The following is a 10,892-nucleotide window of genomic DNA, read 5'->3' as shown; positions in this document are numbered from 1 at the left end:
CCGGATGTGTATACATTTGAGGACACTTTTGAAAGCAGATGAGCGATTATGTTACTCACAGCGAACAACTTATCGAAAACGTACGGCGACCATGTGGCCGTCAATGGTATTAACTTAACAATTGAAAAAGGCAGCCTCACCGCAGTACTGGGTCCCAATGGGGCAGGCAAATCCACCACCATCAACATGTTGACCGGTTTACTGGCACCAACAGCCGGTGAGATTAAATACGCTGATCAAACCAGAATTGGGGTAGTCTTCCAAAACAGTGTCCTGGATAAAAACCTGACAGTGACGGAAAACTTACGCATTCGCGCTAAGCAGTATCACCAAGTCCCCACCAGCCGAGTGGCGACGCTGATTGCCGAACTCGGTTTGACGGATTTTCAAAACCAAGTCTATGGCACATTGTCCGGTGGTCAGCGGCGGCGCGTCGATATTGCCCGCGCTTTGTTGAACACGCCGGATATTCTTTTCTTAGACGAACCAACAACTGGTTTGGATATTCAAACCCGCACTGCGATTTGGGATTTACTGCATACGTTGCAGCAGACGCAACAGTTGACCGTTTTGCTGACCACACATTACCTGGACGAGGCCGATCACGCAGATATGGTGTATATCGTGGATCGGGGCAAGGTAATTGCTCAGGGGACGGCGACGACGATCCGCACCCAATATGCGCAGAACATATTGACTGTGACGACCGCGCAGGGAGAGCAGGTCCATCATCCTCAAACGGCCCAGGCGGCACTACTTTTTCTCACCGCGCACAAGCAAGCCATTCTGAATTTTGAATATCGGGCAGGGACTATGGACGACGCCTTTATGGCATTGACTGGGAAGGAGATGCGTTGACATGACCGCAATGATTCGCCGTAATTTGTTACTGTATTTTCGAGATCGAGCCGGGGTGTTTTTCTCTTTATTGGGTGCATTGATCTCGTTCGTCCTTTATATCGTATTTTTGAAGCAAAGCATTCTGACCGAGTGGAGTGCCGCACCCAATGCCAATCAGCTGCTGGATCTGTGGCAGATTGGCGGGACAATGACGATCATGGGCATCACAACCACATTGGCCAGCCTGCAACGGATGGTGCAAGATCGGGAGAATGGCGTGCGGTCGGATCTGCTGCTGACCGATGCTGGGCCCTTTGGTTTGCAAGTGAGCTATATGGTGAGTGCTGCCATTATTGGCTTATTCATGCAGCTGATGGTGCTGCTGATTATGGGACTTTATTTTATGATTGTGGATGGCATGACGATACCGTGGGCTGAGTTACCCATGGTCGGCGTGATTATGGTGTTGAGTACCGTCACGGCGACGGCATTGAATGCGGTGTTGGTGCAGGGAATCAAAAAGCTCGCGACATTGGGGGCCGTTAGCACAGTGATCAGTACCGCTGCTGGTTTCTTAGTCGGAACCTACGTCCCAATCGGCGCCTTGCCTGATGCTGCCCAGGTATTGATCAAATGCACGCCCGGGGCTTATATCGCTGCGTTATATCGGGATACACTGATGGGTCCCACACTGGCCACGACTTTTCAAAATCATCCCGCCGCCCTGGTCCGCTTCCGCGAAACGATGGGCGTCCGGATTGCTTGGTCTAGCCAGTTGACAGCTGGCCAAACATACGGAATAGTAGGAGGCGTGTTGATTGTTGCCCTCCTGCTGGCATTATTGCCCCAATGGCGGGCGGCTCGGCAGCGACGGGCACTGGTCAACGCTTAATTCCAAGCAGAAATGAGGGACGGGTATGGTCCGCAGTCGTTTTTTGGAAAACAAACAGTATCCACCGACGGATCCCGCCGTCACGGTGGAGGCGGCCAAGCAGGACCAAAACGTCCAGGCGCTTATGGCGTATATTGATCGCTACGGTGCCAACCAGCCGGGGATTGTCCCAGTCAAAACAGACGACCGGATTCAAATGGTCCGGATCGAGGACATTATTATGGCCGATGTGCAGGATACGGCATTATTAATTTATACGACCGGCGGTGTACTGACCACCCGCGAACGATTGACACATTTTGCGGAACGTTTAGCCAGTCCAGATTTTGTGCAAGTGTCTAAACATGCCATGGTTAATCTGAATCATTTACTCTCTTTGGAGGATAGTTTCTCCGGGAGTATGACTGCCAAACTCAGCGACAACAACAAGACCAGCGTCAGCCGCAAATACGTGCAGCTGCTGGCCCAAAGATTAGGACTATAGGAGGTGCCGACAATGTGGCGATTAATGGGCCGTTTGACGTTTGGCGGGATTGGGATCGGATCGTTTGTGTATTTAATGGTGCTTGCCTTAGGAATTCAAACTAGCGCCCCCACGCCGCAAAACATCATGAGCATCTTGGTGATGAGTGCATTGATTGGGATATTGTCGTTATTATTTGAAGTTGAGCGCTGGCCGTTCTTAGTTCTGTTGGCAATTCACATGGTCGGTGTGGCGATTCTGGTGGCTGCCATGATGAGTTTTAATCACTGGGGCAGCTTTCTGGTCCAAGGTTCTTTCTGGCTGTTTTATCTTTTCATCTACGTGGCCGTGTGGGGGATTATTTACCTTGATCAGGCTATGCGGGTCTCGCGGATAAATCGGGCTTTGGCCGAGCGGAATAAAGGTCAGCATTAAGAGTTTATCCAACAAATGCAGATCGGTTGCAGGCATTGGCACGGCCGATTAAGGATGAACCGGGATTAGACCCCAAAACCATTAAGATCAAACACGAATTTCGGGACCGCAACAAAAAGCACTGAGCAGTTTACCGTGTGGGTAAACTGTTCAGTGCTTTTTTCTAGTCCACAATAGATTAATTCAGGACGGCGTCAGGATCTTCCGTGGAGCCCTGTAATTCGTCCATTTCTTCCCGTAACTGCTTGACGGCAAAGTCGTCATTAAATAACCAATTCTTGAGTTCTTTGTGGGGGATCAGCAAAGGCATGCGGTCGTGTACTTTGGCCACGGCATCGTTTGGGGTGGTGGTCAAGATAATCGAGCGGGTACCTGCGGGGAAATGAGCAAGAAAGCCGCCGACTAACAAAATCTTGCCATGGGGATCAGTGAAATAGTTCTTTTCCTTATCCTTGCTCCATTCAAAGAATCCGGACATAGGAAAAACGCAGCGTTCCCGCAAGAATGGGGCCTTGAACATTTCCTTGATCATGACTGTTTCCGATCGGGCATTGATGATTAGCTGTTTGGCTTTGAAGCCAGGAAAGCCCCACACCACACTGCCCATCGCCATGCGATCGTCGTGGCGTAAAATGACACCGGCATGATCGGTAGGGAATACTTCACCCGTTTTAACTGGCATGTCATGGGCTGCTAAAGTATCAGCCAATTGGCGCAAGCGTTTGTTATGACGTACATCGACATAAAATCGTCCACACATAGGACGTCTCCTTTCTGCTACTACCTCTATTATACCCGTTGTTATGTCACCTAAATGCCCTGGAGACAAATAAAGACGCACTTTCTATCGGAGAAAGTACGTCTTAACGGATAATTAATGGACGATCGGTGGCTGGCGATAGGCGGCGGCATCGTCGGCTAGGCGGCCAGTCACAGGGAAAGCAAACAATGGTTGAATCTTTTCCATGGGTGCTTTCGGCTTGCGCTCTGCCGTGAGCAGACCGTTAACTTCCTGCTGGACATCGGTCAACTGGGTGTAACAATAACCGCACAGGCCTTGAGAATCTGCAATGGCGGATAGCAGGCGATGCAGTTCGGATAAGTATTCTTCTTCAGTGGCCGCGGTCGTGTACCCCCAGCCATCTGGACGGTCGGAGGCAAAGCTGATGCCGCCGAATTCAGTCAGAATAATCGGCTGGCCGGTATAGTGGAACCCAGGCGCAAAGACTGGCCAATACCCCGGGGACATGTTGATCAGATTTTCCACCGTTTTCATCGATTCCCGGTATCGGTCATATTGCTTGGTATCGTCTTTGGCGCCGTGGGTGTAATTGTGAATGCCGACCACATCGGTTTGGGTATTGTCCCACCCATCATTGGATTCCACCAAGCGCGTGTCATCCAGCGCATGAATCATGTGATATAAGGACTCAGAAAAATGCTGTTGTTGCCGGCTGGTGTTAATTTGGTCCACGCCCCAGCCTTCATTCAATGGGACCCACATGACAATGGATGGGTGATTGTAATCTCGTTTGATCGTTTCCTGCCAGGCATCAATCAGGCGATTAACGGATTCTGGGGAAAAAATCGGCACGGAAGCCACTTCTTCCCAGACCAGATACCCCAGCTTGTCGGCCCAGTACAGGAACTGCGGATCTTCCACCTTTTGGTGCTTGCGGGCGCCGTTGAATCCCATCTTTTTGGCGAGTTCAATATCGGTCTTCAAGGCCTCATCGGTGGGTGCCGTCAGCAAACCATCCGGCCAGTAACCTTGATCCAGGACTAGTCGCTGATAATACGGTTTATTGTTTAGCAGCACCATGCCGTTTTCAGTGCTGATTTTACGCAGGCCAAAATAAGAATCAACCTGATCCACCGGGTGCCCATTAGCGGTGAGGACAGTGAACGTCACAGAGAACAGATTGGGGTGTTCCGGGGTCCAGGTCCAGCCATCACTGTGACAGGCAGTCCGGAGAATATGCCGATGCAGCAATTCCACGGATCGGGTCAGATGCGGGTCGGTGATCAAGGCAGTATCTTTGGCCACCACTGTATCGCCGAAGGTAATTTCGTAAGCGAATGTGGCCCCGATGGCGGCGGAACTGAAGTCGGCATCAAAGGTGACAGACGCATGGTCTAGATCCGGCGTCATCCGAATATCGGTGAGTCGCGCCGCGGGCACAGTTTCTAACCAGACGGTCTGCCAGATGCCAGTGGAATTGGTGTACCAAATGGCCACTGGCGCACCAGCCCAGGATTGTTTGCCCCGGGGAATGGTCTCGTCAAAGGTATGATCTTCCACCCGCACAGTGACGGTTTGCTCAGAAGCGCTTGTCAAAGCATCCGTGACATCGAAACTAAACGACCCGTCACCGCCAACATGGGCGCCGACATACGTGCCGTTCACATACACATCCGCACGATAATCCACGGCGCCAAAGTGCAGCAAATAGTGTTCGCCGTCCTTTTTGGTTACCGCAAGCGGGCGCTGATACCACACGATATCATGGATACTTTGATCATTGATACCGCTCAGCTTCGACTGATAAACAAAAGGCACCTGAATGTCGACGGGGTCGGGCAGACTGTTTTGAAACCAGGCTTCCCGCCGACCAATGTCTTGGTCGTCAAAAGCAAAATGCCAAGCTCCATTTAAGTTTTGCCAGGGACCCTGACGAACAAATTGGGGACGGGGATACTGTTCTCGGTTCACATCAATCACTCCTTACGTTAACAAAGCGAGAATCCGACTGATACGAAAAAAGAGGGTGGAGCGTCCCGGTAGCCCCCGACTGCTAAGAACAGCCTGGTCAAAATCCCCTGAACTTGGGAATTATGACCCGGATGGGCTTAGCGCGAGGGGGATGGGACGCGCAGCCCGTTTAAAAAAGTGTGGTTTCCCACACTCAAATCATATTGCTTGTGTCGTCTGAAAGACAGCGGTTAATTATTGACGCAGGTTACCAAATCACAACTCGTTTACCTGGATCACGGTACATCCCGTCGCCTTGTTCCACGTGAAACGCCCGGTACCATTCTGGGAAGTTGGGGACCGGAACATTGGTCCGCAACTTCGCGGGGGAGTGGACATCGGTGGAGAGAATCACACGCTCCAATTCCGGCCGAATCTTTGTCCGCCAAGACAGCGCATAATTAATAAAGTATTCTTTGAAATCAGCCTGGTCGTCGCTCAATTTATGCAGAACGCGCAGGGCTGCATTCAAACCGGCGTTGTCGGCGATGTTTTCACTGACCACCAGCTTGCCGTTGATCTTGCCACCGGCGTAGGGAATTCCGTCGAATTGATCAATCATGGCCTGAGTGAACTGCTTGAAGTGGTCAAAGTCGGCTGGTTGCCACCAGTTCTTCTTGTTCCCGTGTTCGTCATATAATGCACCGTTGTTGTCAAAGGCGTGGCTAATTTCATGGCCGATAGTGGCGCCCGCGCCGCCGAGGTTATCCGCTTCGCTGGCGTGGACATCATAGAATGGCGCCTGCAAAATGGCGGCGGGGAAAGTAATGTCGTTGGATGTCGGATTATAGGCGGCGTTTACCAACTGCGCGGGCATGACCCATTCACTGCGGTCCACGGGAGCATCCAACCGGCCAAAACCAAATAGGCGCAGGATCCGCTGCAAGGCGTCCACAGTGGGAGAAAGTGCCGCTTCGCGATCGATCTGAATCTTGTCGTAAATCGGCTGTGCTTTTTCAGGATAGCCCATTTTGATGACCATGGTGTCTAACTTTTTAGTTGCCATTTGTTTCGTAGACGCCGACAACCAGGTATTTTCAGCAATCTGTTCTTTGTAGGCGGCAATGAGCTGCTCGACAAGTTGGGTGACGTCTGCCTTCGCTTTGGGGCCAAAATACTTTTTTCCGTAATAAACGCCGATCGGTTCAGCCATGTACCGGTTGGCCAATTCATACGCAAACCGCACCGGCTTGGCCAATTCCTTTTGGCCAGTAATGGCTTGGTCGTATTGGGCACCGATTTCCCGTAATCGGGGACTAAGCAGTGCCGTGTGCCGGAGCAATTCATTGATGTAGGCCCAGTGATTGTACTGGCGATAGGTGGTGGCATTGAAAACAGCCGTGAACGCATCGTAAAACCGAGTGTCGACAATGTTCACTTGCTTGGGTGTGCTGGGCAGGATCGGTGCCAGGGCATTCGCTACATCCACCTGGGGCATTTTTGCCAACATATCCGACCAATCGGTGGCGTTGTCGATATTGTTGTCGTCAGCCATATCCTCGTGACTCATATGATGCGTCGCAATCAACGCGTCAAAGGCCAGGGCGTCTTGAGTATAGGCTTCTTGATCTGCTGCCAGCAGGTCAGTTTGAGCCAATAATGTCCGCACCATCTTAGTCCAGGCGGCTAGTAACGGCTCTTTTTGGGCTGCGTCCGCATACATGGTGACATCCGGCAGAATCGTATTCGGGGAATCGAACATCAGCTGATACTGATCAGCATGGTGAAAATTGGTTTCCGGGAAGAGGCGAAAAGGCAACGGATAGCCGTTTTGGATCAAATCGGGCAAAGCCGCATTGAAGCGAGTGAGATCGCTGAGTTTTTGCAACTTAGTCAAGCGCGGTTGTTCCGGCGCCAGCCCCTCTTTTTCCCGGCGGTCAAAATCCAGTGCTTTACCAAATAACAGGGCCGCTTTTTCAAAATTGTCCGTTGGTGCATCGTCTGCTTGTTTCAGTGCATCTTGCAGGTCGACCGTCAATTCTTTTTCGACTTTTTTATCCAAGTCTTCCGAGACTCCTGCCGCGACTTTATCCGGGTCGATTGGTGCGGTGGCCTGCCAATCCCCATTGACGTAATCATACAGGTCGTCCTGGGCCCGGGTGCTTGTTTGTTCACGCATAAAAATCCTCCTTTGACACAACACATACACCGTCATCTTAATCGAAAGCGGCGAGAATTGATACTCTCTGATTCTGGGGTGATAATGAGACAGAATACATAGAAGGAGAGAACAATATGCAAACCCGAGACCGTTGGATCATGCTTTTTGCGACATCCATGGTGTCGTTTATGTCTACCCTGGATGCCAGTGTTGTGAATATTGCCGTGCCCCACATTTCCCGGGAATTGAACGTGCCAATGAATGAAGCAGAGTGGGTGGTGTCTGTCTATCTGGTGGCCATTTGTGCGTTGCTCATATTCTTTGGCCGGTTGGCGGACCAGATTGGCCGAATTCCGGTATTTCAAACGGGCACCGTGATTTTTGTTTTGGGGTCCTTGACCTGCGGCTTAAGCAGCAGTTTACCGATGCTACTGGCCGCCCGTCTATTCCAAGCTCTGGGATCGTCAATGGTGATGGCCACCAACTTCGGCATTATCACCCAAACTTTCCCGATTAACGAGCACGGGCGGGCGTTGGGTGTGAACAGTACCGTCGTGCAAATCGGTAATGTGGCCGGTCCCGGAATCGGCGGGGTGATTTTAGCAGTCGCCAATTGGCACTGGATCTTTTGGATCAATGTTCCCATTGGCATTATTGCCTTTCTATTTGGTCATCGGATTTTTCCCCATGAATCAGTGACCTGGTCTAAGGTGCAGGTAGATTGGTCCGGTTATTTAACCTTCGCTGCAGCTGTGATCAGTTTCTTTGTGGCTATTTATTGGGGGCAGGCGGTGGGATTTTCAACGCCCGGGGTAATCGCATTGTTCATCTTCGCTGCCGTGCTCGTGGCCGCCTTTATCTGGATTGAAAAGCGGGTGGCGACCCCGTTGCTGCAGTTGGGCATCTTTCGTTCCCGCGGCTTTACCCTGGGGATCATTTCGGCCATGTTGGTGTACATGGTCGGCTATTTTAATAATGTGGTCATGCCTTTTTATCTGCAGGAAACGCTGGCGTTATCTTCTGCCACGGCCGGCCTTATTTTGATGGCGGTACCGCTGCTCAATATGGTCAGTGCGCCTACCGGCGGGATTATTAGTGACCATATTGGGGCGGAAAAGGTTTCATTTTATGCATTGTTCATCTTCTTTGTGCCGCTCATTATTTTTGTGATGGTGCAACCTGGCTGGTCAATCGCCGTTTTAATCTTCGGTTTGGCGATGTTCGGGGTGGCCAACGGGGCTTTCCAGAATAATCCGATGATCATGGATAATGCGGGTCCGGAATATCAAGGGATTGCGGGCTCTCTGGCCGCGCTGGGCCGCAACTTGGGTATGGCCATGGGCTTGTCGCTGGCTACATCACTGGTTTATTTGGGCATGAGCTTGCGGGCCGGCAAGCATATTACGGCTTATCCGCGCAGCCATCCGGATTGGTTTGTCTTCGCCATGCACTTTAGTTACTGGTTTGCCGTGGCATTGATCGTGGCGGCGGTTATCCTGATCGGCAGTTTGCTGCGGTATCAGCGGCGAGCTGTCCAGGCAAATCAGAGCGAGGATTAATTCCGCGCGCGTTATAATTGAGACGACCATGTGACTGCAATCACATGATGCGGGATCAATCGGATCGCGAGCGGAGGACATCATGAAAAAACAACCACGACGATTCAAAACTTGGCAGATAATGGGGGCCAGCCTATTTATTGTACTTGCTGCCGTGCTTGGCTTCGCTATTTGGCAGCACTGGCCGCCATTCGATCAGCTGGTCCAACCGGCGGCAAGTATTTCTGGACCAGTGACGGATCCGAAAAAGTTTTTTTCGGACTTGAAAGTTAGCCGGGCTTATGGCGATCAGAAAGAGGGCTACGACATAGAATACGAAGGGGCCGGCTTGTCTGTGCTGGAAAACGTCAGTAACGATGGGATGGACCTCTGGATGACACTGTCGATTGAAAAGTCTGGATACGCGACCCTTGAGTTTAGCGAAATGACCGGTGCTGAGGCTGAAGTGGAATATTGCATTGTGGACCCCGTTAAAAAGACAGTTGTGATTTATTATTACAACAACACCCTAGAGACCCATGACGGTGCTTACGTCCGCGCCGTCTATGTGATGCGCGGCCCCACCCAATTGGCGCGGCGGAGTCTGGAACTGCATAAAGGACAAAGTTACGTCACCAATGCGGAGCTGATGGCGGCTTTGAATCGGCATTATAACGCCATGACATATTTTTTTAAGCACCGCATGAACTTTCCCACTATCCAGGCAGTTATCAAGTATCTCAAGCCCCAAGCACCGACCATCGTTAAAAAGTGGACCGCTGCGGATGAGTCGTCCCGGGCCAAAGCCGCCAGTGAGTACTCAGCAAGTTCGAAATGACGACCGGCTGCGGCTGTTTCGCTGAATTGAGCCCCATTAATAAATTGTTGAATTGGAACTGGCCGATCCTTGTCCTGACGCGGTTTGCGCTGTAAATCACACCACCCAAGATGTGGTGTTTACCCGAGCAAGCCGCTATAATATAGGTGGCGGATGTGAAATTGGTCACATGCCGGTACGGACAAAAAGGAGGCTGCGTGATGGCACGTTTGACAGGGAAAGTGGCAATTATTACTGGAGCCGGCAATGGCATGGGGAAGGCCATGGCTCTGCGGTTTGCGGAAGAAGAAGCCCGCATCATTGTGAGTGATCGCGATGCGGACAATATTCAGGCAGTAGCCGCACAAATCAATGAGGCTGGGGGTTCAGCGATCGCTGATGTCACCGATGTCAGCGATGAGGAGGCCGTTAAGCAACTGGTGCATACGGCAGTGGAGAAGTTTGGTCAATTGGATATTTTGGTCAACAATGCCGGGATCGTCGATAATTTCAAGACGGTGGTCACGGCGACTGATGAACTGTGGGATAAAGTGTTAAAGATCAATTTGTATGCGCCGTTTTGGGCGTGTCGCGAAGCGGTGCCGATCATGGAGAGTCAAGACGGCGGCGGGGTGATCTTGAATATTAGTTCCGTGGGCGGTTTGTTTGGCGGGCGCGGCGGTGCAGCGTATGTCACATCGAAACATGGCGTGATTGGCCTGACCAAAAATATTACCGCCACATATGGGGTCAAAGGTAAGGTCCGGGCCAATGTATTGGCGCCGGGTTCCATCATTACCAATATCGGAACAACAATTACCGATCCCGATCCGGTGGGACAAAAGGCATTGCAGGCCGCGGGCGGTTTCGACTCGCCCCAAGGCTCTGGAGAGGACATGGCGAATACGGCGTTGTTCCTGGTGTCCGATGAGAGCCACTTTGTGAACGGCAGCGTCGTGGTCGCTGATGGCGGTTGGACGGCACTATAAGTTTTAGGCGACAAAAAAAGACATGGTTTCTGGCAAAAAGCTGAAGTGCAACAAAAAAGTTAGAC

The 10,892-nt window shown here is 51.4% G+C and carries 10 protein-coding genes; 7 read left to right on the top strand and 3 right to left on the bottom strand.

Translation table 11 applies throughout. The features are described from left to right. Positions 1–48 precede the first annotated feature (48 nt). Genes FD09_RS15150 through FD09_RS15135 form a run of 4 tightly spaced genes read left to right on the top strand, consistent with a single transcriptional unit; the run spans position 49 to position 2,630 of the window. On the top strand, positions 49–858 hold the full coding sequence (locus FD09_RS15150) for an ABC transporter ATP-binding protein (protein ID WP_057822530.1): 810 nt from the start codon (positions 49–51) through the stop codon (positions 856–858). 1 nt (position 859) lies between these two features. Next, the gene (locus tag FD09_RS15145) at positions 860–1,732 is read left to right on the top strand and encodes an ABC transporter permease (RefSeq protein WP_057822529.1); all 873 of its coding nucleotides are present in this window, start codon (positions 860–862) and stop codon (positions 1,730–1,732) included. A 25-nt stretch (positions 1,733–1,757) separates the two neighbouring features. Then, on the top strand, positions 1,758–2,216 hold the full coding sequence (locus FD09_RS15140) for a LytTR family DNA-binding domain-containing protein (protein ID WP_057822528.1): 459 nt from the start codon (positions 1,758–1,760) through the stop codon (positions 2,214–2,216). A 12-nt stretch (positions 2,217–2,228) separates the two neighbouring features. Next, positions 2,229–2,630: a DUF3021 domain-containing protein gene (locus FD09_RS15135; RefSeq protein WP_057822527.1), complete on the top strand. Its 402-nt coding sequence runs from the start codon at positions 2,229–2,231 to the stop codon at positions 2,628–2,630. A gap of 178 nt (positions 2,631–2,808) precedes the next feature. Here FD09_RS15135 and FD09_RS15130 read toward each other — a convergent pair whose 3' ends face one another. From FD09_RS15130 to FD09_RS15120, 3 genes are all read right to left on the bottom strand, one after another. Next, the gene (locus FD09_RS15130) at positions 2,809–3,390 is read right to left on the bottom strand and encodes an SOS response-associated peptidase (protein WP_057822526.1); all 582 of its coding nucleotides are present in this window, start codon (positions 3,388–3,390) and stop codon (positions 2,809–2,811) included. 114 nt (positions 3,391–3,504) lie between these two features. Continuing rightward, on the bottom strand, positions 3,505–5,343 hold the full coding sequence (locus FD09_RS15125) for a glycoside hydrolase family 2 protein (RefSeq protein WP_083488009.1): 1,839 nt from the start codon (positions 5,341–5,343) through the stop codon (positions 3,505–3,507). Positions 5,344–5,590: 247 nt separating this feature from the next. Further along, positions 5,591–7,501 (bottom strand): M13-type metalloendopeptidase, encoded by a 1,911-nt coding sequence (locus tag FD09_RS15120; protein ID WP_057822525.1) that lies wholly within the window; start codon positions 7,499–7,501, stop codon positions 5,591–5,593. Positions 7,502–7,617: 116 nt separating this feature from the next. On the opposite strand from FD09_RS15120, the gene FD09_RS15115 reads away from it, so the two are divergent. The 3 genes from FD09_RS15115 to FD09_RS15105 all read left to right on the top strand — a co-directional run bounded on the left by FD09_RS15115 (position 7,618) and on the right by FD09_RS15105 (position 10,827). Next, positions 7,618–9,042, top strand: a complete 1,425-nt coding sequence (locus FD09_RS15115; protein ID WP_057822524.1) for an MFS transporter — start codon at positions 7,618–7,620, stop codon at positions 9,040–9,042. Positions 9,043–9,124: 82 nt separating this feature from the next. After that, on the top strand, positions 9,125–9,859 hold the full coding sequence (locus FD09_RS15110) for a hypothetical protein (RefSeq protein ID WP_057822523.1): 735 nt from the start codon (positions 9,125–9,127) through the stop codon (positions 9,857–9,859). Positions 9,860–10,059: 200 nt separating this feature from the next. Continuing rightward, positions 10,060–10,827 carry an SDR family NAD(P)-dependent oxidoreductase gene (locus tag FD09_RS15105; RefSeq protein WP_057822522.1) on the top strand — a complete coding sequence of 256 codons (768 nt, stop codon included), beginning with the start codon at positions 10,060–10,062 and terminating at the stop codon, positions 10,825–10,827. Positions 10,828–10,892: the final 65 nt, after the last annotated feature.

The sequence above is a fragment of the Schleiferilactobacillus perolens DSM 12744 genome (assembly GCF_001435585.1).
Classification (GTDB): domain Bacteria; phylum Bacillota; class Bacilli; order Lactobacillales; family Lactobacillaceae; genus Schleiferilactobacillus; species Schleiferilactobacillus perolens.
The sequence above is the reverse complement of the archived record's forward strand: the minus strand, read 5'-3'. Positions and strand labels throughout refer to the sequence as shown.

Bases quoted from the DNA above. Each gene is read 5' to 3' on its own strand.
- FD09_RS15150 (WP_057822530.1), top strand. From the start codon at position 49: ATGTTACTCACAGCGAACAACTTATCGAAAACGTACGGCGACCATGTG.
- FD09_RS15145 (WP_057822529.1), top strand. From the start codon at position 860: ATGACCGCAATGATTCGCCGTAATTTGTTACTGTATTTTCGAGATCGA.
- FD09_RS15140 (WP_057822528.1), top strand. From the start codon at position 1,758: ATGGTCCGCAGTCGTTTTTTGGAAAACAAACAGTATCCACCGACGGAT.
- FD09_RS15135 (WP_057822527.1), top strand. From the start codon at position 2,229: ATGTGGCGATTAATGGGCCGTTTGACGTTTGGCGGGATTGGGATCGGA.
- FD09_RS15130 (WP_057822526.1), bottom strand. From the start codon at position 3,390: ATGTGTGGACGATTTTATGTCGATGTACGTCATAACAAACGCTTGCGC.
- FD09_RS15120 (WP_057822525.1), bottom strand. From the start codon at position 7,501: ATGCGTGAACAAACAAGCACCCGGGCCCAGGACGACCTGTATGATTAC.
- FD09_RS15115 (WP_057822524.1), top strand. From the start codon at position 7,618: ATGCAAACCCGAGACCGTTGGATCATGCTTTTTGCGACATCCATGGTG.
- FD09_RS15110 (WP_057822523.1), top strand. From the start codon at position 9,125: ATGAAAAAACAACCACGACGATTCAAAACTTGGCAGATAATGGGGGCC.
- FD09_RS15105 (WP_057822522.1), top strand. From the start codon at position 10,060: ATGGCACGTTTGACAGGGAAAGTGGCAATTATTACTGGAGCCGGCAAT.